At 45.8% G+C, this 24,972-nt stretch carries 32 protein-coding genes; 1 reads left to right on the forward strand and 31 read right to left on the reverse strand.

What is annotated here, in order from left to right:
* The 5 genes from FGT79_RS06055 to FGT79_RS06075 all read right to left on the reverse strand — a co-directional run bounded on the left by FGT79_RS06055 (position 1) and on the right by FGT79_RS06075 (position 2,776).
* A complete protein-coding gene (locus FGT79_RS06055) occupies positions 1 to 516 on the reverse strand; it encodes a hypothetical protein (protein ID WP_138751838.1) in 516 nt (171 codons plus the stop codon).
* 109 nt (positions 517 to 625) lie between these two features.
* Positions 626 to 1,021, reverse strand: coding sequence for an RDD family protein (locus tag FGT79_RS06060; protein WP_138751839.1), 396 nt, complete (start codon positions 1,019 to 1,021; stop codon positions 626 to 628).
* Between the two features lie 229 nt (positions 1,022 to 1,250).
* A complete protein-coding gene (locus FGT79_RS06065; protein WP_138751840.1) occupies positions 1,251 to 1,526 on the reverse strand; it encodes a hypothetical protein in 276 nt (91 codons plus the stop codon).
* 73 nt (positions 1,527 to 1,599) lie between these two features.
* Entirely contained in the window at positions 1,600 to 1,986 is a 387-nt protein-coding gene (locus tag FGT79_RS06070; protein ID WP_246096171.1) for a hypothetical protein, read from the reverse strand.
* Positions 1,987 to 2,350: 364 nt separating this feature from the next.
* A complete protein-coding gene (locus FGT79_RS06075; protein WP_138751841.1) occupies positions 2,351 to 2,776 on the reverse strand; it encodes a macro domain-containing protein in 426 nt (141 codons plus the stop codon).
* A gap of 646 nt (positions 2,777 to 3,422) precedes the next feature.
* Here FGT79_RS06075 and FGT79_RS06080 point away from each other — a divergent pair.
* Positions 3,423 to 3,614: a hypothetical protein gene (locus FGT79_RS06080; protein WP_138751842.1), complete on the forward strand. Its 192-nt coding sequence runs from the start codon at positions 3,423 to 3,425 to the stop codon at positions 3,612 to 3,614.
* Positions 3,615 to 4,136: 522 nt separating this feature from the next.
* Here FGT79_RS06080 and FGT79_RS06085 read toward each other — a convergent pair.
* The 26 genes from FGT79_RS06085 to FGT79_RS06200 all read right to left on the reverse strand — a co-directional run bounded on the left by FGT79_RS06085 (position 4,137) and on the right by FGT79_RS06200 (position 24,969).
* A complete protein-coding gene (locus tag FGT79_RS06085) occupies positions 4,137 to 4,973 on the reverse strand; it encodes a hypothetical protein (protein ID WP_138751843.1) in 837 nt (278 codons plus the stop codon).
* Between the two features lie 317 nt (positions 4,974 to 5,290).
* Positions 5,291 to 6,034, reverse strand: a complete 744-nt coding sequence (locus tag FGT79_RS06090) for a peptidoglycan recognition protein family protein (RefSeq protein WP_138751844.1) — start codon at positions 6,032 to 6,034, stop codon at positions 5,291 to 5,293.
* On the reverse strand, positions 6,024 to 6,512 hold the full coding sequence (locus FGT79_RS06095; protein WP_138751845.1) for a phage holin family protein: 489 nt from the start codon (positions 6,510 to 6,512) through the stop codon (positions 6,024 to 6,026). The genes FGT79_RS06090 and FGT79_RS06095 overlap by 11 nt, the downstream gene beginning before the upstream one ends.
* Positions 6,513 to 6,555: 43 nt before the next feature.
* Entirely contained in the window at positions 6,556 to 6,684 is a 129-nt protein-coding gene (locus FGT79_RS32220; protein WP_281285903.1) for a hypothetical protein, read from the reverse strand.
* Entirely contained in the window at positions 6,677 to 7,006 is a 330-nt protein-coding gene (locus FGT79_RS06100) for a hypothetical protein (protein ID WP_138751846.1), read from the reverse strand. Before FGT79_RS06100 ends, FGT79_RS32220 begins: the two co-directional genes overlap by 8 nt.
* Before the next feature lie 13 nt (positions 7,007 to 7,019).
* Positions 7,020 to 10,481, reverse strand: a complete 3,462-nt coding sequence (locus FGT79_RS06105; protein WP_138751847.1) for a hypothetical protein — start codon at positions 10,479 to 10,481, stop codon at positions 7,020 to 7,022.
* Positions 10,474 to 10,659 carry a hypothetical protein gene (locus tag FGT79_RS06110; protein WP_138751848.1) on the reverse strand — a complete coding sequence of 62 codons (186 nt, stop codon included), beginning with the start codon at positions 10,657 to 10,659 and terminating at the stop codon, positions 10,474 to 10,476. The genes FGT79_RS06105 and FGT79_RS06110 overlap by 8 nt, the downstream gene beginning before the upstream one ends.
* Before the next feature lie 50 nt (positions 10,660 to 10,709).
* Positions 10,710 to 11,249: a stalk domain-containing protein gene (locus FGT79_RS06115; protein ID WP_138751849.1), complete on the reverse strand. Its 540-nt coding sequence runs from the start codon at positions 11,247 to 11,249 to the stop codon at positions 10,710 to 10,712.
* Positions 11,250 to 11,290: 41 nt separating this feature from the next.
* Positions 11,291 to 13,336: a hypothetical protein gene (locus FGT79_RS06120; protein WP_138751850.1), complete on the reverse strand. Its 2,046-nt coding sequence runs from the start codon at positions 13,334 to 13,336 to the stop codon at positions 11,291 to 11,293.
* Between the two features lie 2 nt (positions 13,337 to 13,338).
* Positions 13,339 to 13,698, reverse strand: a complete 360-nt coding sequence (locus FGT79_RS06125; RefSeq protein ID WP_138751851.1) for a DUF6711 family protein — start codon at positions 13,696 to 13,698, stop codon at positions 13,339 to 13,341.
* Positions 13,699 to 13,710: 12 nt separating this feature from the next.
* Positions 13,711 to 16,467: a phage tail protein gene (locus FGT79_RS06130; RefSeq protein ID WP_138751852.1), complete on the reverse strand. Its 2,757-nt coding sequence runs from the start codon at positions 16,465 to 16,467 to the stop codon at positions 13,711 to 13,713.
* On the reverse strand, positions 16,468 to 16,899 hold the full coding sequence (locus tag FGT79_RS06135) for a Gp15 family bacteriophage protein (protein WP_342778461.1): 432 nt from the start codon (positions 16,897 to 16,899) through the stop codon (positions 16,468 to 16,470).
* Positions 16,802 to 17,116 (reverse strand): hypothetical protein, encoded by a 315-nt coding sequence (locus tag FGT79_RS06140; protein WP_138751854.1) that lies wholly within the window; start codon positions 17,114 to 17,116, stop codon positions 16,802 to 16,804. Before FGT79_RS06140 ends, FGT79_RS06135 begins: the two co-directional genes overlap by 98 nt.
* Before the next feature lie 12 nt (positions 17,117 to 17,128).
* Complete coding sequence (locus FGT79_RS06145) at positions 17,129 to 17,575, reverse strand: phage tail tube protein (RefSeq protein WP_138751855.1); 447 nt, start codon at positions 17,573 to 17,575, stop codon at positions 17,129 to 17,131.
* An 8-nt stretch (positions 17,576 to 17,583) separates the two neighbouring features.
* A complete protein-coding gene (locus FGT79_RS06150) occupies positions 17,584 to 17,973 on the reverse strand; it encodes a minor capsid protein (RefSeq protein ID WP_246096173.1) in 390 nt (129 codons plus the stop codon).
* Entirely contained in the window at positions 17,970 to 18,368 is a 399-nt protein-coding gene (locus FGT79_RS06155) for a hypothetical protein (protein WP_138751856.1), read from the reverse strand. Before FGT79_RS06155 ends, FGT79_RS06150 begins: the two co-directional genes overlap by 4 nt.
* Positions 18,368 to 18,694, reverse strand: a complete 327-nt coding sequence (locus FGT79_RS06160) for a hypothetical protein (protein ID WP_138751857.1) — start codon at positions 18,692 to 18,694, stop codon at positions 18,368 to 18,370. Before FGT79_RS06160 ends, FGT79_RS06155 begins: the two co-directional genes overlap by 1 nt.
* On the reverse strand, positions 18,694 to 19,059 hold the full coding sequence (locus FGT79_RS06165) for a head-tail connector protein (protein ID WP_138751858.1): 366 nt from the start codon (positions 19,057 to 19,059) through the stop codon (positions 18,694 to 18,696). Before FGT79_RS06165 ends, FGT79_RS06160 begins: the two co-directional genes overlap by 1 nt.
* Before the next feature lie 8 nt (positions 19,060 to 19,067).
* A complete protein-coding gene (locus tag FGT79_RS06170; RefSeq protein ID WP_138751859.1) occupies positions 19,068 to 19,364 on the reverse strand; it encodes a hypothetical protein in 297 nt (98 codons plus the stop codon).
* 13 nt (positions 19,365 to 19,377) lie between these two features.
* On the reverse strand, positions 19,378 to 20,340 hold the full coding sequence (locus FGT79_RS06175; protein ID WP_138751860.1) for a major capsid protein: 963 nt from the start codon (positions 20,338 to 20,340) through the stop codon (positions 19,378 to 19,380).
* Positions 20,341 to 20,358: 18 nt separating this feature from the next.
* Positions 20,359 to 20,937: a phage scaffolding protein gene (locus FGT79_RS06180; RefSeq protein WP_138751861.1), complete on the reverse strand. Its 579-nt coding sequence runs from the start codon at positions 20,935 to 20,937 to the stop codon at positions 20,359 to 20,361.
* A gap of 124 nt (positions 20,938 to 21,061) precedes the next feature.
* Positions 21,062 to 21,214, reverse strand: coding sequence for a hypothetical protein (locus FGT79_RS30985; protein ID WP_171056096.1), 153 nt, complete (start codon positions 21,212 to 21,214; stop codon positions 21,062 to 21,064).
* Between the two features lie 40 nt (positions 21,215 to 21,254).
* Positions 21,255 to 21,569, reverse strand: coding sequence for a hypothetical protein (locus FGT79_RS06185; RefSeq protein WP_138751862.1), 315 nt, complete (start codon positions 21,567 to 21,569; stop codon positions 21,255 to 21,257).
* Positions 21,566 to 23,200 carry a phage minor capsid protein gene (locus tag FGT79_RS31800; protein ID WP_246096175.1) on the reverse strand — a complete coding sequence of 545 codons (1,635 nt, stop codon included), beginning with the start codon at positions 23,198 to 23,200 and terminating at the stop codon, positions 21,566 to 21,568. The genes FGT79_RS06185 and FGT79_RS31800 overlap by 4 nt, the downstream gene beginning before the upstream one ends.
* Before the next feature lie 11 nt (positions 23,201 to 23,211).
* Positions 23,212 to 24,729, reverse strand: a complete 1,518-nt coding sequence (locus FGT79_RS06195; protein ID WP_138751864.1) for a capsid protein — start codon at positions 24,727 to 24,729, stop codon at positions 23,212 to 23,214.
* A 6-nt stretch (positions 24,730 to 24,735) separates the two neighbouring features.
* A complete protein-coding gene (locus tag FGT79_RS06200) occupies positions 24,736 to 24,969 on the reverse strand; it encodes a hypothetical protein (protein WP_138751865.1) in 234 nt (77 codons plus the stop codon).
* Positions 24,970 to 24,972: the final 3 nt, after the last annotated feature.

Below are 24,972 nucleotides of genomic sequence, written 5' to 3' on the forward strand. Positions count from 1 at the left end.
TTACAGCTTATCGAACCAATTGTAGTAATATTGATTAATATATTGTCCCGCAAGCAGGAACGGAAGCGTTTCTTCCTCACGAAATGATTCCTTGCCCTTGATGTTGAAATACAGCCACAAGGCTAGTCCTTCCGCGAATGCTCCCGAATGATAGCTTGTCCCATTCAACAATTTGGAAATTGCAGCCATGCAATCCTCTAAAGCAGCTTCTCCTCCTGGAAAAAGAGCTTGCAGCTTGATCGCGTGGAAAGAATAAATAAAGGGGTACTCCTTGCTTCCTGACAAAGCAGTACTGAACAGGGCTGTCGAAGCCGCAGCAATCATAATGCCGGCTTTCCACTTCTCTTCATACTCTTTAATGGAGTCGTCCTCTTTGAACCGTTCCAGAAGGTCATGATAAAGCGTATCTTTCAAGGAAAAAATCTCCGCATACAAGCGACGCGAGCTTTGTCTAAGCGCAGACTCACCGTTATTGTGCTCGATCATATTATTCCCCGCTTTCCATATGTTCGGCATCGTTACACCTTCTCTAGTTTACTTCATTCCATTTCAAGAAAGCAAAACTATAGCGTGTGGGACAATAAAAGAGCCTGCTGCAATTGCTTGCTGCAAGCCCTCTGAGCGCCTAATCTGCAAAAACCACTTCTGTTCCTGCAATAAAATCATGGATTGCCCGTTTATCATCACGCAGGCCCACCATAAATGCACTGACAATAAGCCCAATACCAAGTGTTATCCCATAAAATAAGCCACTTACTACATTTCGCAGCAGCATCGTTCCGATCCCAGGAGGTTCGCCGTTAAGTCTTCGAATCTGGATGCCACATATCCTTTTGCCAATCGTATATCCTCTCCAAAACACAGGCAACAGCAGCGCATAGAGGAAGGATATAATATCGGTGACATATTCTTCTCTTTCGAGCGCTCCTGTAAGAATCAAGGAAATAATAAAGAGCGGTACACCAACAATTAAACCATCTAACACGGATCCGCCTATTCGAACCCAAAAGCCTGCATTCATGCGTACAACCCCTCCTGCATATATGATAATGACATTAGCCCGCCTTTTCAGATATATGATAAAGGAGACTGCCTCATGACCTGCGACTTATACTTTGCTCCGCAGATCAATATGCTCATTATCCCATATTTGGATGATCGTGTATCTACTTATTGATTCATAATTAATGATAAGACAAACACAAAGAGCCTTCGGATCAATCCGAAGGCTCTTTCGGTAAACAATGATGCTATTGAAGCGGATTGTTTTGCAGGGAAGTTGCTGCTGCCTGCGCTTGCTGCAGCTTTTCTTGCGCTTTCTGAACGTCTTGATGCTCTTGCTTAACGAAGTGCTGAGCTTGCAGCACATGCTGCGTCTCAGCCTGCAGGAGCTGTTCTGCTTCAAGAAGCTCCTGATTCTCCTCTTGAAGCTGTCGATGTGCCGCCAATACTTCTTGCTGAGCTTGCTGCAGCTGCACATTTTCTTTGAGATCAGCAGCGATTTGCTGCAGGTTTCTGTTCACCATTCCCGTAAGCCTCCCAATCATCAGCATTTGTCATACAAAGACCAATGTTTATGATGCACGAGAATCGGTTACTTTATGCTTTTGGAGGCTGGTAGTTATATTCGTTATGCCATTCGTTTTGGAATTTGCCCGCCCATCTGCGGCCAGACACTTCAGACATTAGATCACCGAAACTTCCCCAATTCAACACATGCAGGTCTTCAATTGATTGATCGTTCTTCAAATTAATAAACTGGCTATTGCAGGCAGGCACATGCGAATAAATTAGAAGTTTCTCCGCTTGAGAAATATTTTCCGACCACTCATCGTCTGTAGGTTGAACCTCACCAGCCAGCCTTCCAACATAGATACCAATTTCTCTTGCATTCCGGTTGGAATACCAACTCTCTTGAGCAATTCTTGTCCCGAACGTTTGCCGATCCGCCTTCCCTATATACAGAAGCACGTTCAACCCATACACAGGATGGCCCCCGTATATTTGGTAAATGCCATAGTCTCTTGATAGATCCTCTAACTCCGGTAATTACTCTAGCCTATAAGGACCATCCCAGTATAGATGTATGTACTTCATTAAATTTCCTTCTAACTATAGTTTGATGTTTGACACATGAACGTTTTCATTACGATATTACCGTTGATGTAGTATTTGACAGAGTTCATCGCTTTCTAAACGCTCTTCTCTCTGCATACGGGACGCACTTTTCACATACTTTTATCGCTTTCCCCATATCATCAACATAGTTCCTTGCATCTTTAGCTTTCTTGCCACACACCGCACATTTTGTTCCAAACAGCCACGATAGCAAGGATGAATCTCCTCTTTTCTATACTTTAATGCACACCAGAATTTCAATGTTTGTATCTTCAAAAAACCTATTAATAATCTCTCTGTTTTTTGCCCAGCTGAGTCTATCTAATCCTGCACCAATTTGCGGCATTGCAATCTTTAAGATGCCTCCCTGAAGCGCAACTTTCTTCATGCTATTTAAAGTCAATTCAAGCGAATCATAGGTAGGCTTTCCGTAAAAAAACTTTTTAGTTATGAGATTTAAAACTCTTCCAACTTGAATACAAGAACCAACTGGATATGGCTGTTTCTTTGCATTTTCGGTCATATGTCCGAGTTTGAATCTCTTTTTAAAATCAACAGCAATTCCTGCTCCCATCTTCGCATCAGAAGAAATACAGTGAGCGAGATAATAGGAAGGATCAGCTGAAAAAAGGTCTTTTATAATTTCAGTATACATCATTTCACATGTCATCCTTTTCTATGGGATATCTTTAATTTTCCGAACATAGAAAAAAGCACCCCTTCACGTTTTATTCGTTTTTCAACGAGATAAGCGCGCTTATGAGGTGCTAATTCCTCCTGTTAATCAATTAAGACCTCACAGGATTAAGTATTTCTCGTAATACCGTTCAATAAAAACTTATTGAGGCATTATGTACTTCGTGAAAGCTCAAGGCTTTCGAGGTATGCCGAGGACGGGAATCGAACCCGTACGGTGGTCACCCACCGCAGGATTTTAAGACATGGTTTTGACCACTTATCAATAGAAGTAAATATGTGAAAACCCTTGATACATAAGGGTTTTTCCTCTTATCCAGTTACACATCCGAGCGAGTTACAGGACAAAAAAGCAACTTCCGCCCCCAATCCGTCCCCAAATAAATGGGCCGCAAGGATGCTTTCCCATGCAGCTCTTCTGCATATTAACCTGTTGTGTAAACTTTGACAGCACCTTTCGTTAAGAACGCACGTTCTCGCATATTAAGGGACACTACGATAAAGGTCGGTGCTCAAATGTCAACTGGACGATCTATACACTGGGAAATTCGATGAAGGATAATTACCAATTCCGTCGAACTATTCTTTATACAGGGAGGGCAAAATGAATGCGGATTGATGATTTTTTTGACTGCGTAGTTGTATTGGAGCTCGATACAATGGTTACACATGAGGGCTACCTTGAGGACGCTGAAGGGACTCATGTCAAGATTTCAAACGGTTCAGAGGTATGGGTTATACCGAGGGAAGAGATCGTTAAGATAACACCTGTTTTCCCAAAGCGATTCAAACGTGAATAAAGAAAACGAAGCCGCTTTGCGAACCTTGAACTCGCAGGCGGCTTTTCTGTAGTGCATACCATTAATTTTAATTGTGTTTTGATCAATCTGCTCATTTCAATATTACTCAAGAACGAGCAAGTGCTGTAATGTCTTTCTTTTTTACTGATAGATCTATAGGATGAAGAAATATTTTAAATAACCACCAACAAAGCTATCATAGGGATATTTGGGTTAAACATAACTTGCTGTCACATTAATTGCGTTGAGATCGTTTTGTATATATTAAAAGTGTTGAGATGAATGAGGCTTGAAGGGAAATAACAATTAGTAAAGAGAAAATCATTGTCATATCGTTATCTCCCTGACCGCTCAACAATAAAGAAAAAACCGAAAATAAAATTACGCTAATTATCAAATTAAGTATATATACTCCTAATTTCCTCAAACAACCAGCTCCTCCGAATTTTATGAATAAAAGGCAGACTTTTATTATATCATAAAAGTCTGCCTCTATTTAAGGAACGTATTGTCCTATTTAAATTACCAAGTTAATTCAATACCATAATCTAAATGCTCATTGGAATTTCCTGGAGTCACTGCAAATCCTACTGGATAAACACTAAACGTCGGGGTTAGTAAAAAAACTGAATGTGCGTATCTAAACTTCACATTCGAATAACCAGATTTAGTATTCGGTACATAAGCAAACTGTTGCATCCATCCTTTGTGGTCACTTCTGGCGGCTTTCAAATCAACATGTTGACCAACTCCAGTACCGTTTTCCCAATCTGCCGGGGATGTACTGGTAACAGTATCCCACTGCTGATATGTTGGATTATATGCATTAACTGATGATTTGAATTGTTGCACCGTTCCAGAAACAGGGTCCATAGGTAATACGAACAAATTCGTTACTGGCCATCCAATACTCATCGAGTCTTTCCATTTTTGTAATGGATCAATGTTCCAATCAAATTCTAATATAAAGTTAATTTTTTTATATCCTGGCCTGTCTGATGCTGTAGAATAGGCATATCCAACTAGTGACATGTCTTTTTGCGTCAAAGTTCCTCCTCTTAGGTTATTCCCTTCTGATTGTAAGTCATAGGATTCTTCTATTCCACCGCCTAATAATACTGCATCTTCTTCAAGTAGTTGTTCAAGAATTTCTGCTGGAAGTCTATCAACTGAAACCTCTAACATTCCAAGTTTATCGATTAATGTTTGTTTTTCTGAATCTGATATTATTCCATCTTTTACAAAGGTATTATTTGATTCGATTGGTGTTACTTTCTCTTGAGCAAATGATAATGTCGGAACAATTATTGCAAGCGAAGCCACTACTGTAATACTTTTGAATATTTTTTTCAGTTTCAATACAAAAACCTCCATTTTTTAAAAAATATTTTTAATCATTTATACAATATCCCACTATTTGGGATGGATGTACATAGTGAAAATGTCCTGTATTAGCACTCATAATGTCGAAAAACATCGAAATAAATCATTCTATGATTTTGATAACCTTTAAATCCTCACTTATGTTTGCATTATGTTCTAATGACGATTGTACTTCGAACCTGTTCTACCACTAATTTTCAGTTTAATCAATGATATTCATTCTCTTTTTTGTAATTTCAAAGTATGACCGATCCAGTTCAAATTTCACAACATTTTTTTGTATAGGTATCCATCTACTTAATCTTATGAATAGCACGTAATGATACTGCAAGAATGCGCCAACCTTCCGTTGTGAACTTAGGATCATGGATGATACTGCCTAAGTCCCTATCTTTAAATTCCTTACCAAACCATGCAGGTGCTGGCACAAGCTGCTGCAACTGCTCAAGTTGCTTACCTTGCTCTTTAACTAATTTCGTCAAATCCTCAAACGCTTTTTTCTCGGTTGCCGTCATTGGTTGATCCTCCTCTTTAGTAGGCTGCAATTTCGTAGCCACTCTTGCTTTAAACCCCGTCCAGCCTGTCCATTTGCCCTCATCATACATCTTACGTGGGCAGATCTTACCGCTCCAGTCATAATGCCGGCGCAGGCGATCAACTCCCCAACCTCGAACCTTAAGCATGCTGGCGACAAGCTCAACGGCATTGTCCAGCGTCTTTGCGTAGTCGCCGCTCTCGCATATCTCAATGCCGATCGATGTGCAGTTACCGCTAGCTGATCCGCTGCCGTCACCAGCATGCCAAGCGTTCTCATTCAGTGGCAGGCACTCGATCGCGCCTAATTGATCCACTACGATATGAAAGGAAGCAGTACGGGTATTCGTCGAGTTAGTCAGCCAGGCTCTCTCGTTTTTTGCGCTGCTGCTTGGATTACCTGTGTTATGAATCGTAATTGTCGTAGCTGCCATAGACAAAGCAGGACGACGATTGTTCGCCGTCCCCTTTGGTATATGGTCTTTCACATAGCTAGTTGACATCCTTTGTCACCTCATCGGTCACAGGCGTTACCCCACCGCGCTGCGTCGCCCTCTGCACCTTTTTGTCCAACTCGCTGCCAACCCATTTAAGCAAAGCCTCCAGCACGTTAAGTGGCAGCCACTCGCCCCATCCTGCGCGTATAGAATTAGCGACCATAGACTGTATAACGTGGTATAGAAGTCCAGCTGTTAACGCACCAAACAGGATGCCTGGCAGTTTAAATACAAGGTCTAAGAGATGACCACCAGCAGGCAACAGCAGCATGAATAGTGTCCTAGCCACACCATCGATGCCATAGGAGCTGCCGTAGCTCATATCTTTTTTGGCGGCTCTTGTGCCGCTGATCCAGTCCATTAAAATAAAGAATAGTAGTGCAATCATCGACGTATACACCGCTTCACCTGCTCCGTATAAAAATTCAAAAGCCGGCACAACGATTGCACCGGCTGCTGTCCATATTGTTTGAACCTTTGACATTCTAAACGCCTCCTCAAAATAAATAGCCCCGCCGAAGCGGAGCCTAAAAATCTAAGTTTGAAATTTCTTTAAATTGCGTTTCACTTATCCAGCCTTTTACAACTACAGCCCTGCGAAGTGTTGATTCATCTACCTTTTGTGCATCCCATAACCGTTTTAGAGATTCAAACACCGCCGCCACCTCCTAATGCGTCTAATACCAGTGCATCAATGACAGTTTGCTGAAGAGCGAGTTGTTCTTCCAGTTGATCGATTCGCAATTGTTCTGCAGTTTTCAAAGGCAGCATACTTTCGAACTCAATTTCTTCTGGTGTCTTCGCGCGGGCTGTAACGTCAACCAACACGCCAGCAACGACATCAAGCGTATAGTACGGATACAGAGCTTTTACTTTGTCCCCCAATGCCGAATTGTCATCGATAAAGTGCGAGTTCGGGTACGTCTCAGCGCTCAACCATGCGCCTGTCTCATATCCTCCGTCTGCGTGTATGATCATTATTACGTCCTCCTTATCTATAGGCGATATACTCGTAGAGCTCTCCATTGATGTTTGCGTTCCCTGTCGAGCCTGTCATGCGCACTACAAACTTATTTGCCCCGACTGACAACGTAAGATTGTTGCTGTTATCATGACCGTTTTTGGTTGTAGATGCCCATAGCAGCACGTTTGAAGGTTGATAAAAGCCGTTACCGTTGTTTAATACTGAAACTAAGCGCGGCGTAAACGGTAACGTGATGTCACGAGTAGCTGCGGCGTTACCCGTATACGACCCCATTACGCACGGAACAGTCGTGTCTACATAGTTTTTTGTTGCTATGTCTTGTGCAACTGCCGGATCTGCCACCTGTGAACGGCTATTGGCATCGCGTTGCATGAGCCGACTAGCAGTGACGGTGCTCACCGCTCCGTGTATGCCTGTTGTGGCTGCGATATGCAAGCTGGTTGCCTCTAACGTTGTCGCTGGCGCTGTAAACCATGATGATTTACCCGTAATTGCTTTGATCATGTACGCAAGCTTGCTCCATAAACGAGTTGGTGTATCAGCTCCTGTGGCTGCAGCAATGGTATCGTCAATAGATCGCGTTCCGATTACAGTGTCCGTAGCGCTATTCGCACCACCCGCAGTCGCCGGGATGCCATCTAGTTTCGTTTTATCGGCTGCACTCTGAAAGCCTGCTTCAGTTGTGGTTGCTATACCATGAACAGTTCCGCGTGATCCAACATGAGCATTAAGGTCGTATCTGGTATTGGCAGCATACGCTTCGTCCAACAAGAGTTTCCAATCCTGTACACCGTTATGGGTTTTTATATCCGCAATGTCCTGTACATTTTTAGACACCGAGCTACCTAACGTGGATTGATAAATGATCGTCGTATTAATTATAGATGATGTGTAGAGGTAATTATCCAGTACTTGATACGTTACATTGTATTCAGCTGTAGGATCATAATACGCAGCACTGATAGACATAAACATCATGCCACTAAGAGCGATATCGCTCTCGGAAACGTAATTTCCGAAAACCCACCTAGTATCGATTACTCCGTTTTTGTAAACCGCACTAATTTCATTTACCCGATTTTTAAACTTAGTAGATGGCTGCGCCGACATATTACTATAATAAGAACCCGATGATAGGTATGGTGCAGCAATCTTTTCTCGTACAATAAAACCATCCAACAACTCGACCAGATTGCCTCCAGATTTCAGGGCGATTGCACCTTTGTCTCCGATAACCGTCTCTTCGAAGGATTGGGCAATCATGTAATCTAATGTTGCCCACGCTGTCCAGCCTGCAGCCTTATTTGCTGCGCAGTAAGCATCTGTATTAGTAGCAGGCGCTGCTCCCGTCAGAATCGATACCCAACTGGTATATGCCGTACCGCTGTTCGCTGTTGCTTTCCACCCGTTCATCACCGCTTTTATTGCATTAACAGACGGATTAACTGCATCAACCCAACCCGTATCTGCGTTGAATAGTGATAGATAGAAATCATTACCTGTTAGATGCTGCCACCAACTTATACTAATCAGATCACCGGCACTTGATGTGCCTCCTAGGCGAATAATTCTTTCGTCAAACATCTTGCAATACGGGACATTTGTAACCCCTCGAAGTCGGTCTCCAAAATATCCACCTGAATTGGCGAGTCCGATAGCCTTAAATCCCGTGCCCGAACTTGATGCTGTCCACGGGTAAGATCCGTCAAGTGATACTCCTGTTTTCCATTTTCTAGACACGACTCCTTTTGCACTATCGTACGTATCAACGATAGTCCGATCCAAATTACCCACGAGCATAGGGAAATTAGCATAATGAATATTTTGAGAATCTAATGTGCGTACAACGCCACCTTGCAAATGCTGCACGCTGTCGACGTATGGATACTTCTCCGCAAGCTTTGCACCTGTCCAATCCGGATCAACATCGATTTTTGCATAATCTGTGGCATTTATTTCATAAATTCGAGCACCATCAAACTGAACCCAGCCTGTAACACCTACATTATTAAAATTCATTATTTTAAAAGCACCATTAGTGGCTGCCGTTACTTGTTGCCACTTTCGATAAATTGTTTTGTTAGTAGTTGTAATGACATTACCTAAGTCTGCACTCCCATTATTTATCACTAGGTTTGCTTGAGATAACCTATCTGTAACAACATCAACTAAAGCAAGGTAATACTTGTTTGCATCAAACGGTAGGTTAGAAATGCGTATCTCTCTTATCGCGCTGGTATCACTACTGTTAGCAGTAATTTTTTGTGCCTTTGTACCGTATTTTACGTTTGTTGATTCTAAAGATGCTGTAGCCCCGCTGAGATATGCCTCAAAGCCATTAGCCACGCCATCGCTGTTAGTATCAACTTCAAAGTTTCCTATTTTCCCCAACAAGTTAACGAGCGACCTGCCTTGCACAATAATCTCTGCTGGTGATGCTCCCGATGTGTTAACTAAGTTGAGTCCCCGCTTAATCGTCACCGGTATGGATGCAGCCTCCATTTGAGCGGTTTTAAGCGCAACGATGTCTGCTTTAGCCGTTACAAGTTCTGGTATCGGATCTGCCCCATCCTCGTTATGAGTAGTGCCGTGGGCACCAGGTGCTGCTGATCCGGTTGCTGTTATCGTTGCAGTCCTTGTCCCAGGATTATTCGTAATCGTGATACCGACACCACCAGTCAATGTGAGGGTGTCAGACTTTCCGGTCGCGTCCATATTGTTTACTTTGGCAAAAGCGTTTTGGTTTACTTCGGCTCCAGTAGCTGTCCCTGCAAGCTTGCTTTTTTCAGTAGTCGTGTAATCTTCCGTTGTAAGCTGCTTGCCTGCCACTTTATCCACCTTATTGTTCCAAGCAGTTCTCTCCTCAGCCGTAAGGTGTCGTACACTGTCATCTACGTGTGTCTTAGTAGCAGCCAGCGTAATATCAGGCGTATCAAATGGGTTTGCCTTGCCGGTAACTGCCTTGAAATATTTGGTGATCCAACTCCAAATTTGAGTTACTGTGCCTGTCAGCCCATATGCTGTAGCTGTATTTGGATCAGCTGTTCGATTACCAATTACCGAATCTGTTGCCGATCCAGCTCCACCAGCTCCAACCGTAATTCCTGCAAGCTTATCCTTCTCGGCTTGTGTGGTGTGGATCGAAGCATTCCCAGTATGCGTGATTAAGTTACTCTGAACGGTATTGGCCTTCGAGGTGGCATCAGCTGCCGCTGTTGAAATAGCAGCATCCACCGTATCCTTACGGGCAATGTCGTCCGATGCTGCCGGCGCAGCAACCTTTGATCGTCCGTTCACGTCACGTTGCATCATGCGGCCAGCCGTTGCTGCCGATGTAGATCCGTGGGCAGTGTTTGCGGCAGTATGTGCGTCTATGTCACCTTCTACACCGTCAAAGCCTTCATTTATCTCAGTATAGGTATCGCTTATACGCTGATTGCCCTGCAGGTTCGTGAAGCGGTTAGCCATGCTGTTCATCTCCCTTCAGTTGCTTCAGACGAGTTTCACAAGCCTCCTGCACGCCAAGCAGGATTGCCTCCTCCTGCCCCTGGTGATAAGGCACTATAGCTTGAATAATCGCACAAATCTCGGGTACGGGCTTTAAGGGATCGATCGTAATGTTTAGTACGTGCTGTACTTGTGCCATAACTGCCTCCTTCAAAATAAAAGAGCCGTCCGTATGGACGACCCTTGTGTTTATTGTAGTGTTGCTAATTCAGCGTCTATTATTGCTACTTGCGCTTTCAAATCTGCTAATTCTTTTTGCTTATCTGCGAGAGATTGCTTGTATATTGTAAGCTGGGCAACTCTTTCTGTTTGTATAACTTCATTGGTGCTTGGTGTTTCTAATAGTTTTTCGAGCCTGCTCAACATACTATCTTCACTCAATAAATAATCTATTGATGTTTGTGTATCGACTATCTTTTTATCAATAAATGCCTTTTCCGATTTAAGAGATCTTAATTTTTCAACCAGTGCATCGTTTGATAGTCCATTTTCGATATTTATCACACCTTTTGTATAGGAAGTCGAAGCGCCCAACGCCTCCGCAATATCGCGAACCGGCGCATAGCTTTTGCCCTCGCTTATTACAGCGTTGCTTAGTTGTTTCCCGTTAAGTACAACTTTTGCTTCACCATCGATTTTTTTACCGATTTTAGATATCCCATCTGCAAGTGCTTGTCCCGAAGCCATTAGTAGCGCCCCTGCTAAAAATGCGATGACAACCTTTTTCATAATTCGACCTCATTTCCCAATTTTTGAGTCTAGTATACCACTCAACTTTGGGCATGGCTATGATTGTCTGCAACAGACCAAATAACGCTTCCTGTAACTACTCCAGATGCATTTACAACTGCTAGCCTAGTTCCGTTTGGTATGCCGTGATTATGTCCACCTGATAGGCTTGTTGAAACACCTGAATTTGCTTTTCCATTCAGCTCTTGTTGGAGGTTTTTCCCAGAATCAAGGTTACGTATATTCGTCCAGTTGGACCACATTGTATTTCCAGGCATGAGCAAGCCATTAGGCATAAATAATTCAAATTCAGAAGAAGAATACAGCCCCTTTGTGCTCGTAAGACCAGCACCGAATCCAAGAACTATTTCATCAGATCCTTGTTTTATATTAATTCCAGGAGCATCGTTAAAATCTCCGATTGGTACTAAGGCTAAATAGTTGTTTACATCTTTATAAACAGCAAAAAAATTTCCTGTTGAAGACATCTCAGACCGTGGATACTGTCCAGCAGCTTTTGTCTGAATCAAAGCGCCTGTAACTGTACCACCAACAAATGAAGAAGCGGATATAACACCACTGAAGCTGCCGCTCGCCGCCACAAGCTGACCAGTAAACGTACCAGAAGCAGCTTGCAATGATCCTGCGAAAGTACCGCTTGCTGCTTGAAGCTCCCCCTTGAATGTACCAGTAGCAGCTTGGAGCGATCCGCTGAACACGCCATCAACGCCTTCCAACGTCCCTGTAAACTTCAAACGGTTAGCCACAGCATCATAATGAAGCGAGCTGCTGCCGTTTACCTGCCAATCCATGATATCAGAGTTAAGTGTCAGCTTACTCTTGCCATCCTCGCGCTGTACAACAATGCCCTCGTTCCGGCTGTGTGTAACGCCGTAATAGGCTTTGTCATATTTAACTGCATCTTTGTTAATGCGATCGATCTGCTGTGTCAGCGGACCTTTAACGACAAACTCGCTTTGCTGCTCAGACTTCGATGGGCTCTCGATTCGCATCTTAAGTCCGCCTCTATACGAAAACACCTGATGCATAATAATGGTCTGGTATTTGCCTACCCCATCCCATGGCAAATGCGTATCCTGCCAAGGTGTCTGCGTATCCAGCCATGTACCACCCTCATAGCGCTCAATGCCGAGCCTGTCACCTGGCTCCAATTGCGGATAGCCACGAGCGTCCATATCAACAGGCATGTAGCTAAAACCATTAAGTCTAGCATGTAGCGCATTTGTCATGGCCTGCGTCATAAAGGGATTCGTTACATAAAGCGTATGATTCTCGTCGCCGCTTCCTGCTTCATAAGTCAGCTTATCTTCCTCGTCATAGGTCACCACAAATCGTGTATACGTCTTAATCGGATTGAGTTGCTTAATCCTTACGTAGTCAGCTCCAGTCATAGACCAAACGGGGTTATCAGCAGCCGCGAATCGACGGAATTTGATCGTGCCGTCCTTACCAACAAACACGCATGCGCTATTAGCCGAGGCAATATAGCCAAGTACCTGCCGCATACTGAAGCCAGCTGGACCCGATTGTATTTGGTAGGTCGGATTGATCTGTACGCTGCTGTCGTAAGTGTAGCCCAACATACCGCATATTTCATTCCACACTGCCTGCTGAGTTGTCGGGTAACTCAATGTGCTAATGTATGACGTGTCAGCCCAAACAAGCTTGTCATAGCAGGTAAATACCCACACATCATTTACTTGCTTTCGGCTATCGACATAAAACTCACCAAGCGGCATCCCCGATTGATCACCAAGCCAAGTTACATTCATTCCATTCCACGGATAGGTCGCTTGATCCCAAGTTAATGAGGATAGCGACTGTGAAAGGTAAAGTCTAATACGTGTATTGCCAGGAATAACGTCTTGCGTGCGCAAGGTGATCGTCAGCATCCCCAGCACCGTTGTACCGAGTTGGAAGTCTTCACCGGCTCTTATACTATTCTCAATGTGAAAATCTACGATTTGAGCACTCGAATAGGTCACGCCGTCAATGTCCGCATAAATTTGCAAGTCCCGATCCCTACGCCGCAACTGGTCTAAAAACACCTCAGATATTGGATACATGGCTATTGCTCCGTCAGGGTTATTTTAAGCCCCGACCACAAAACTTGATTACCGTTACCCACAGCGAATGGCGCTGGTCGATTACCAGCATAGAACGTTTTCGTAGTATACGTACCAATCTGCGGATCGGGATAGTAAAATTCAAAAAACACATTGGTCATCGACTTCAGCAGCGCAGAGATTTGCGCCCAGGTTAGTACGCCCCACTCCATATCAATCTGACGCTTAACAGCGATACGGTCCCGGTTTAAGCTACCGTCTGCTGTACGAGTGGTTGAGTCGCCATCATCTAAGTCCATCGTCGTTACCGTAAACTTTGAAGGAAACGCCGCAATGGGCGCTCCGTTAACTTTAAGCTCCACGCTTAGCCCTCCTTATATCTGTAATAAGCCACCGCCTGCTTGTTGGTTAGCAATATTAATAGCCCGCGCCGCTGTGCGACCAAGCTCTGCTTCCCCCACCTGCAACACCGCAGGTCTAGCATTACTATCTTTCAAAGCACGTAGAATCTGCTCCAGCACCGCCACTACTGGCTGCTGATTGCCGCCGAGCATATCCTGCAGCTTAGACAACGGGCTGACAACTTCCGGATCGACAGAGGCTCCTTTGTTATCACCGACCATTGCCAACGTGGGACCATAGGCAAGACCGCCTTTAGCGAGCTTCGGGATTCTCGGTATGTTGAAGCCCAAATTGGTGATTCCATCCGGCATGCCTGGTATCTTACCAACCCATGAAGGGATGTCGATTTTCACAGTGTTGATGGCTCCCGTCATTCCATTGATTAAATCAATAATGAGGTTAACCGCACCTCGGAATACACCAACGAATGCATCTGTCCACCCACCCATAAAATCTTGCAGACCATTCCAGGCTTTCTTCCAGTTGCCTGTAAACACACCTGCTATAAAATCGATAACGCCGCCAAAGGTTCTTAACATACCCTTCATCACATCCGCTATAACGCCAATCGCCGTGCCTACAACTCCTGCGATAAAATCAAACACCACTTTAAATGTGGGCTTGAGCTCGTCTAGTAAAAAGCCGAGTATTGGCCAGATAAATTTATTCCATATCTCCGTTACGGCATTAACAAGCTTGAAAATAAACTTACCAATTTCCTCTACCAATCCTTTAAGATGCTTCTCCCAAACATCAGATAGCATTTCTAAGAATGGCACGATGATAGGTTTAAGGACGTCGTCCCAGAGTTTCCAGAACAGATCCCGTATCGTACCCATTGTTTCCCTGATATTTTTTATCGTAGTTTCGCCCTGTTCCTTCCAAAGCGCTTTAACGATTCCTAAGGCATCCATTACAACCTTCTTTATCAACTCAAAAACAGGCTTTAGTACCGTCTCGTAGACATCATTTATGAATTTAACGGATTTTTCAAATCCTAAAGCCGCTTCTTCGAACGATGCGGTCAATACGTCCGCGAAGATCGGTACAAATGTCTTTTGAATCTCAGAAGAAATTGGAATGGCAAACTCATTGATCATGTAATCAGCAACAGGCTTGAGCGTGTTATCCATTAAGCTCTGCAATGCACCAGCAATTGTTGGCAGGATACCTGTAAAGCTCTCTTTGACACGCTCCAATGCCGGAAGCCAAGTGCTATCCCAAAGTGCAACGGATGTGTTGACTGAATTGCGCATCGACTTTGCGAATAGCTCCATGGCTGATACACCAATATTTGCAAACACAGGTGCAAAGTTTTGAGCCATGCTCGTTACAATAGTTGGCACAAAGTCGAATACTAAATATTCGCTAGCCGGCATAATAAAATCAGTCGTTAACCGTTTTACGGATTGCCCCACATCCATAAAGGCAGCTTTTAGCGGCTCCTTCATGTCAACGATCGGCTGCATGGCTTTACCAAGTCCGGAATACGTTTCTTTTAACCGACGGCCAAAGTCCTGCGCAATTGACCACATCTCTTGCCAAGTGGCCTTAGTGACTCTAAGCATGTCCGTCAGCTTGGCTTTAAAACCATCAATGGATATATCAGGTTCTGGCATATCAAACGAGCCTAAGTCTACTCCAGCTCCAACTCCTGCACCTAAATTGGCGAGAGCTGCATTATCTGCAGCATCATCCAGCGCCTTAGCAGCACCTTGCGAAATTGTGTTGAGCTGATCAAATCCACCCAAAGAACCCTTTACCTTTTTGCCTGCTTTTTTAACCTTGTCGGCGGCGCTCGTTGATGCGTCTCCCATATCAGCCACGGAGCCACTTGCTTGCTCCGCTGCGCTTGCTGCCGATGCCGCAGAAGCGCCTACTGCATCACCAAAAACAATCTCCGTAAAGGCTTTAAAATAGGCCGCGGCTATCTGTAGCTTGGCTATGAGCCAGTTCAAGCCCTTTACGATCGGCGTCAGAATATTGATAAAGCCAATACCCATCGTGCCTTGGAAGATTTTCCATTGCTCGGTCATAATACGGATTTGGTTGGCCCAGCTATCTCCGTTACGTGCGAAATCTCCCTGTGCATCACCAGTAACAGATAACAAGTAGTTGTACCGTAATAGTGTCTGCTCGGCTTGTGACATCTTCTCGTAACTCTTTTGGATGCCTTGAGATAAAGCGTAGGCCTCCATATTAGCCACACTCATATTGACGCCCAGCGCTTTAAGGGGTTCCGTCTCTCCAGTCATCCCGGCAAAGACTTTATAGTAGGCTTCGTCTGTTGATAGGTTGTAAAATGACGCCATGTCTGCTGACAACTCGGTCAGGTTCTTGGACATGTCTTTCATTTGCTCTCCTGCCAAGCCCGATGACTTGAGCATGGCACCCATTGTAGATGCATACTTTTTCGCAGACAACTCAGACAAGCCAAAACTATTGATCATATCTTTTGACCAGGCATCGACCTCTTGCTTCATGCTACCAAACGTTACGTTTACAACGTTCTGTACTTCCTGCAGGTCAGACGCTAGTTTTATAGCTTGGTCACCAAATTGAATAAGACCATTAACCGCAAAAGCAGCAGCAACAATGCCACCTATTCCTTTAAAAGCCTTAGCCAATTGGTTTGAAGCTTGCCCAGCTAATCCGGAGAGTTGGCGGTTAAACTCGCCCAGGTTCAATCCTAAATCTAAATCGATACTGCCTGCACTTCCTGCTGCCATCTAACCCCCACCTCCAAATAGCCGGGCCATCTCGGCTTCCATCTTCTTCATGCTGTCTAGTAGCTCTTCATGGTCAACTAATTTCCTCTCAGCGCTTCGCTTGCGCCAGTCGCTATAAATGCGCCGCTGATCTGCACTCCAGCCCTTACGTACTTTGGCATCGTTTTCCGCTCTGATAGCTATTATGCTGCCTAGTGGTGTTTCAGGCATCAGACCGGACAGCAGCGCACAAAACTCGTCCCAAGACATATCTCCATGCTGCCGGATCCGGATGCTGTACTGTGCCGCTATGCTCGCCTCAATAAGTGGCCAATCATCATACAGGTCATACCAACTATTTGGTTGACTCTGCCCGTTGAAATCGCGCAGCAGCTTCCTCATAAGAGATTCCGGACTGAGCCGCAAGAATCCCCGTAGACAGTATTTTGACATTCTCCAAACTAAAGCTCATGACTCCGATTTCGTCGAACGCTTCAGCACCCAACGCACCTTTCAGCGCATCGAGCATTCCCTGTATGCCTTTATCAGCTGCCTCCTGAAAAGCGAGGACTGCCTGAATACCGTTGTCGATCGGGTACTTTTTCTTATCGATTTCAATAGCCGGCTGATCCTTGCTAAACTTGCCCGATAGATTAATAACCTTTGACATCTGTTATCCCCCTTATGGTGCAGCCGGCGTAAATGTTGGCTTGCCGTCGCTCAATAGTTCAAATTCCAATCCATCAATATTCGTGCTGTCGCCACCTGCTGGAGCTGTCAGATTGATTACGCATTCCATAACCAGCTTCGCGCCGCTCGGCATCGTCCACTCAAATTTCGTTTCGACCTCTTGCCCGGTACCGATCATCAAGCCTGCAATGTAATCATTGCCTGGATCACCATAATTACGCTTGCCGCTAAAACTGATCGTCATGCCCTTACCTGTTACGGCACGACGCGTCCAACCGCCTTGGTCCATCGGTGACCACTCTTCTGTATTGCCATCAATGCTAATAGTGAATGTTTCCAAATCCTTGACTGTCATCATCTCAGCCGCTGTTGATGCTCGACCAGCGGTTCCAATTTTAAAAAGGTTATTATGAACCGGGAAAACGCCTGTTTCAGCCATCTAAATCCCTACCTCTCGTAATAAATCGTGACCTCGATCACGTACTCGTAAATCCCTTCGTCGTCCGTGCCAACGTTCACCGGCTCCGGCGTACGCATATCGAATATGGCACGACGGCCATTAATCTCAGCCATCTGGCCAAACATTGCAGTGAAGACCTCATTGGCCTTAATCTCTGCAACGTCAGGATTCTTACCCCAGTGCACAAGAATAGATACACCCTTAATCGCATAACTCGTTTGCTCCAAACCACCAAGCGCGATAACTTGCTTACCACCGCCGTTAAGGTTGTACACGCCGATGCATTGCGGCTTTTTACCGTCCAGCTTGCCGATGTACCAGCTTGGGCAATCGACCTGCGTCTTAAGCCAGTCCTTAACCTGTGCAAGTGTCATCATCGTATCAAGCCCCCTGCAAATCGCTTCCAAAGGTCCCTAAATACCTTCTTAACGACATTGTCCTTCTTACCGTTCGCCCACTCTTCGAGCCATAGGCCCTGTGCGTTACGATTCTTGTCTCGCCTAAAGTTATATTCCGGATGAAAATAGAGCCGGCGAGCATACGGCGTATCGTAGATCAGCGTCACCTTGCCCTTTTTAGACTGTGAATCATCGATGATGGCACTACGCTCCAACTCGCCTGTTTGCTTCGGCACTACCTCAGCCGTCATGATGTCACCTAGGATGCTGTCCTTTGACGCGTCTAAGGTTTGTTCCAGCGCTTTTTCCGCTGCCTGAATTACCCTCATGACGGATTGTGGGTACATACGTCCTCTTGCCCTGACTTTTCCCATCAGCTCAGCTCCAGCTCGGTGGAGAAAATGCTGCCGTCAGGATTATGTGGGCGAGCTGAACGAAATATGGAACGCTGTGCCCCTCCAACAACGACATAGCCCTCAATCAGCTTGTCAGGGTTAATGTCACCCTGAATGATTACTTTGCCTGAGAGCGTCACTAGGCGACGTTCCTTATCCAGCGTCTGACGCATCTTCTCGTCGTAACAACAAAGCCCATCGAAGATTAACTCCTCGACAGGCCCTTGGTCCTCGCTTAATTCGGTATGATAGACTTTGATCGGTGTTACCAGAATCCATGTCGGGAACGGAAGCTTTCCACGCATCAGCATAGCCCCCTATTCGTCAGCCCTGTAGCTCGCAGCAGGCTTGTGACAGCCTCTGTTGTTTGTACACCACCAGCGCCCTCAACAGTCTTAAACGACAAAGATACGCTGCCGGCAGAGTAGCCAGCAAGTGGCATCGTCAGATAATCACCGTACTGATAACTAAAGCCAGCCTGCTGGCACACAGCCTTGATTACATTTGTCCGCTGAAATGCAGACAGCCCGACCATTCCGCGTCCAACGATGCGGTTATAGGTCAGGCTGTCTATTTGATCAGATGCTAGCTGCAGCTCACGCTCGAGCTCCTCTGCTGGTATCTGTCCATTACCATATTGCGCGTAATCATCTGCTGTTGCGTAGGCCATACGATCACCTACTTCTGCTCAGCAACAGCTATTTCTGCTGTGAGTGTATCGGAGTCCTTATCGGCTACACCTTCAATGCCGAGCTCAGTAGCTTTCTTACGGAGCGCCTTAAGCTGCTTCTCGACTTCTTTCTTAGCAGCTTCAGCAGCCTTGTCCACTTCTGCTTCGTCGTCTTCAATTGTATATCCTTGATTCTCAAACCATTCAATTAAATGAGGATCGTTCGTCAGACCAATTCCATTAATGAAATTAACACTGGCGGATAACCCATTGTATTGAACATTTGGCGCTATAATTTTAGCCATGAACGTTTCCCCCTTAAGAAACCTTAATTTTGCGCATTACACCAGCTGCCTTTGTAGCTTTCAAAGCGACAGCTGCAACCATCTCCACCTCACCTGTTTTAACAGCACCAGAAGTGGTGTAATCAGGCATCCATGTTTTCACTGGAGGATGACCAGCCATAGATACACCGTGAAAACCGTCCATGCCAAGTCGAGCAACATACAACGATGTCAATCCGGCATTGGCTCCAGATCCGACAGGGACAACAGGAGTATTCGTTCCAGCTTTAGCGCCAAGATCAACAAGCGGAACACCATTATACGACTCTACCTGTCCGCCGAAATCATCTCTTGTAATCGTATAAGCTCCACTTCGACGCGCACATGCTCTGATTTTTGCAATTAGCTTAAGATTCCCCATGATTGCTGAAGGCGTTCCGTCAATAGCCATTAGGAATTCATCCAGCTCATCTAGAAATACTTTGTAATTCGTATCAACAGCAGCAGAAGTGGAAAGGTCAATTGCAGTTGCTGGAACATACTCTGTGCTGGAGCCAGTAAGCGCCTTTTCTAAGCCATCAAACGAAAGTGCATCAACTGCACTGTCTCCATTAATGACGGTATCATTAAATAGTGCCTGCGCTGCCTTTACCTTTTGTTCAAGCTGCAGTTGTACTTCTGAAACGATTCCGCCCATACCCGCAATAATACGGTCAATTTGGAATGTTCCGCCGAATACTTTCAAATCCACGTTATACCTCTGCTTTATCACTTCCTGTGGCGTGTACTCTGCATTTACCGCCCGGAAAGCAGCTGTTGGCTGAGTGATCAAGCGAGTGTAACCATAAGTAAGTGTTGCGCCACCGCCTGTAGGAGATACCGCGTCATCAAAGGTAAGGTTCTGTAGCAGAAAGTTGTTTTTTTGAAACTCATCAATGACTCCCAAAGTGAGAGCATCTTGCACGTTTTTCTTTGCTTCTGTCAATGTTACTGGCATTTATATCAGCTCCTATTATTATTTTGCTTGAAAATGTGCCGTTAGGGCATCTTTAAGGGACGTTGTTGTAGCAGGAGGCGTTGGATTACCGCCGCCACCGACTTGAAAGCCTGGCTTTTGCTGTTGCTGTTGGTTCGGATCTTCAGTCTTAAACAGAAACGCCTTAGACTCTTGAAGCCCTTTGAGCTGCTCATCCAACCCGACGACCTTGTCACCATCAATGACCAGCTTGGAGCGGTCAAATAGTCCAGTAGCAAGCGCCTCGTCGTGCACCTTACCCGTCAAAGCGGATTTAATCGCATTGGTCAGCGTCAGTTCCTTCAGATCAGATTCATACTGCTCTTTAGCTGCTGTGTTCTCGCCTTGTAGCTTCGTGATCTGAGCCTTCAGCTCCTCGCTGGCTCCCGCCGTCTTGCTCAGCTCATCCAGTTGCTTGTCGCGCTCTTTCAGCGTATCCTCTGCTGTCTTCTTGGATGTATTCACTTCATCAAAACGCGCTTTAGGTACAAACCCCTTCAATTCGTCTCCTGAAGCGGCAGCAGCCTTCTCGGCCAAGTCCTCGGTCAATCCCAATGCTATAAACTGTTCCTTATTCATGTGTTCGTCCTCCATTCATCTTCGCTTGTTAACCCGGTCGCGTCCGGTGATGAGCTGTTCTTTAACGTCTACAGTAACCAAAAGACGGCAACAAAAAAGCACCCTCGCCTATGCGTGAGTGCTTCTACTTTTTCTCTTCTTCAGCCAGTTCATGTGGCTGTGTTATGGCAGCAATATATTTCTCCAAGAAGTCTGGGTCATCAGGATTAAGATTATCCAAATAACCATCATCAATGCCCCCAACTAGGCGCTCTTGCTGCTTTGAAGTCTTCGTCATACTTCCACCTCAATTCATTTACAATGTCCTGTAACAGTGCCTAATCTAAGATGGCGTCTATTGCCCACTGTATGCCTTTTTCTATGTCGATTTGAGGATACTTCTGCTGAAGCTCGCGCAAGAAATCAATGAACTCCTGACTCTGCAGGTTGTAGGAAACGTCCTCGAAGTAGCCACCCATTAACCAAATCTCATGAGTTGTGCAGTTCAGCAGCAAGTCTTTCGTTGTTCCAATGTCCTTACTCAGAACATCTACAATCGGTTCCCAGTACTCATCCAACGGCGGGGAAGCTCCATCTTGTGTCATCATTTCAATTATTTCTAGATTTTTTGTAATCAGTTCATTACCACTCAATCTGCTTCGCCTCCTAACCGCTGTGTTTCGTCTGGAAATATAGTTGTTACCTCACCCTTTTTCGCATCGTAGCAGACGCCGACCGTTACGCCTTTATACTCAGCGTACTTGAATACAGCAACTAGCTCACCATTTGCGCGTTTAGGCGTCATTTGAAATTTAGATGAATCAGTCAGATTGGCCACATACACAGCAGCATCATCGATATCCTTTGCGCTCCAGTCCTTAGGAAACCAAGCTTGCTTCGTACCGGTCTGCTTAATTGGCTGCTTGTGATCAGGCACGTTACCGATACGTACACCATTCGTATACTCTTTAACGATATTATACGGGATGCCATGCTGTTCCAACAACTGGATATTTTCTTCACCATGACCGCCTTTAGCGAACTTACCAACGGCCTGCTTCTTAGGATTCTTCGGATTCGTAAATTCCCCTTTAGACGCATGGGACAGGTGTTCGGGCTGAATTGTTATTCTCTTATTGCCGTTATTCAGCCCGTTATCTGGCTTTTTATCAATCGGTAGCTTGTTCTGCTCCCTACTACTATCACGCCGCAGATAATCATGTTCAGCTAAATGACCACGAAGCTTCTTCTGCCACTCCTTCACCTTAGCCCTAGCCGTTGCCTGATTCTCAGGATCGACGCTGCCAGCCTCGCGCCGTTTGTACTTCCGGATTTGACGCTCCATATACCGCTGCTTCTGCTCGGCCTTGTAGTTGCCTAGCGCGACTTCATCATCCACTGGCTCAGGCAACCGGCTCACCCCAGGGAAGAACGTCGCCATGTTGTGCCGGCAGTTGGGATGAAATAAGCCTGCAGCAATCGCCTTACTAAGCAACGGGTACTTTCCGTCTTTCTCGCTGCCCTTACTGTACACATCATCAATGTATACCTTACCTTGCCACGGCAGGCAAAGCGGTGAGCAATTATTATGAGCTGATATAACGACAGTACGCACGCCTATTTCGTCTCGCCTAGCCCCTTCACCGGCAAACACCGCACGTTGGGAAGCAGCACGCAGCGCCATCTCAGCATAACTGGCGATATTGACGCGGCGGCCATTTGAGTAGGTAATACTATCTATTCCTTTGTCGAGAAAGTCCTTTGTCGCCATATCAATTGCCTTGCCTAATGTCGCTGCACCGCTGTTCATGTAAACTTGAGCTTGGAAGATCGTCTGCCTATATACATCATCCATCTTCCGCAGAATAGCATGCTGTGTAGCTCTGAGCTCACCTTGTGAGGCTTTTACCAACGACCCTACACGGCGCTCATTGATCTTAAAAAAGTTGCTATCATCATCCATGCGCGGTATAGGACGTGTAATATCGTTGCGCCTACCGAATCCGAATCGATTCCACAGCCGCCCAGCGAAATCCCCTACCTTGCGGGCACCTCGCATAAAAGAACCGCGAATACTCCGATCAATAGCCTCGTAAGCTACCGGCATGTGCTCCTCTAAGATACCGCCGTTACGCTTCTGGTAAGCTTTGAGCGCTGATAATTTGCGGGCCTGCCATTGAGTCCACTTGAAGCCGTGTTTATCTTGTTCCGCTTCATGTCTGGGAAAATTACGCTTCATGCTCTTAATCAGATCAAGCTCCATTTCAGCCATTATCTGACGCATGTTGTATTTACTCATTCATCATCAACGTCCAGATCGTCTTCCTCATCATCAGGCGGTGGATCTTGATTGAGCGCTGGCTCCTTAGCTTCCAGCAGCCCTTGTTCAGCCTTCAGACGCTCGACTTCTGCAGCTTTGTCCTCTTCGCTCCATGTGTCGCCGTACATTTCCTCTATGGCGCGCTCCACGCTCATAACACCAAACGTACGCGCCTTACCTACTGTCTCTACAACAGCGTCAAACGATGGCGAAGCATACTCCCCAAATGTCACGGTAGCTTCATAATCGGCTGCTGTACGGTTCCGCATCGTGTCGTATACCTTTAACACAGTATCGACGAGCTGTGGTATGACTTCGTTCAGCACCTCAACAAGCTTGCCGCGAGTATACAGCGTAGCCTTCTCCTTCTCACGCTGAGCTTCGGCATTATCAAGCTTCTTCAAGTCGATACCAAGCGTGGAAGGACTGATTATGCCCTGCAAACACATATCCAGTGCCGATGCATAGGACTCGACAAACGCCTCATAGAGTATAGCCGGCTGCACCGTGATAACCTGACCCTTGTTGTCCTCTGCAAGCGACGAGCCCAACCTAACAAATTGATTGTCAAACGGGTTAGGCCGCAGCAGCTCGCCTGTCTCACTGGAGCGCGGTATCATGTCTTCTGGAATGTACTTTTGGACCCTTCCAGCGCGGATCGCGTCCACCCATTGGCTGATGACCTCGTCCAATGCGTCAAACTCGTCATTCTTGGAATCAAACAACGACTTACCGCGTCCTGTCCACTTAGGCGATTTGTAAAACTGCATCGGTAAGGCCATCATAAAGCCGCCGTCATACGTAACCTCTGGCTGAAGGTGTGTAGTCTCAGGTATCGTTGCCAATGCTACTTCTTTGCCGTAAGCATCCAGCAGCCTACTCCTTACATAGCCCTTGCCAAATGTTTCTTCCAGCCTATAGTCACGATCTTTATGTCTATAGTCAGTGTAGAAGAGTACCTCTTGGAGCCGTCCGCGCTGCCGCTTGTAATCTACTTGCTCACCGCTGTAATACTCAATGATCGGATATTGAGTCACCTCTGGATCCACGGTAATCTTAAACGCACCATCTCCAGCAACCAGCGTATCCGTGATGCTCTCGCCAAGCAGCTTATCAAAGCCGTTATCCTCAGCTATTGCCTGCCAGTTGTCAGCTACTTCCTGTGGCTTCAACTCGATTGCATCCAGATCCGCTATGATTATGTCGCTCAACGTACCGGCTATCATGGATGGCAGCCCGCTGTGAATCTTTCGGATGCGTAGCCCCTGTGATGCACTGGCCGCCCAGAAGCGTGCTTTGCTCACGTTGTCCGTGGCCGTCTGCATAGCGAATTGCTCCAGCTCGGACGGATCACCTCGGAACCAGAGCCGATTGCGTAGCACGTTGGTACCGTAGCTAAGCGGCTCCGTTATCGTAATGACTCGGTTCTCAGCAGCCGGCTGTATCTTCAGCATCTTCATGACCATGTTCTTCACCCCCGTCCATAAGCCCATCGCTTATCACTCCTCAATCTCAGGTTTCACTTTCGGCAAGATCGGAGGATGCCAGTTTCCAAGAACGAGAATGTGAATACGCTTCGTTTCTATAATCTGTTGAATTTCCTCGTCACTCAACTCCCAACAACTCTCTAAGCCTACGCCATCCTCATATTCGATTCGCGTTATCGGCAAATCTTGCACATCGCCTGAGCCCTTCATAACTCTGTTAGCGGTGTCTGTCTGTACTGGTTTCATGTC

Origin of the sequence: Paenibacillus sinopodophylli (assembly GCF_005930355.1) — a bacterium.
Classification (GTDB): Bacteria; Bacillota; Bacilli; order Paenibacillales; family Paenibacillaceae; genus Pristimantibacillus; species Pristimantibacillus sinopodophylli.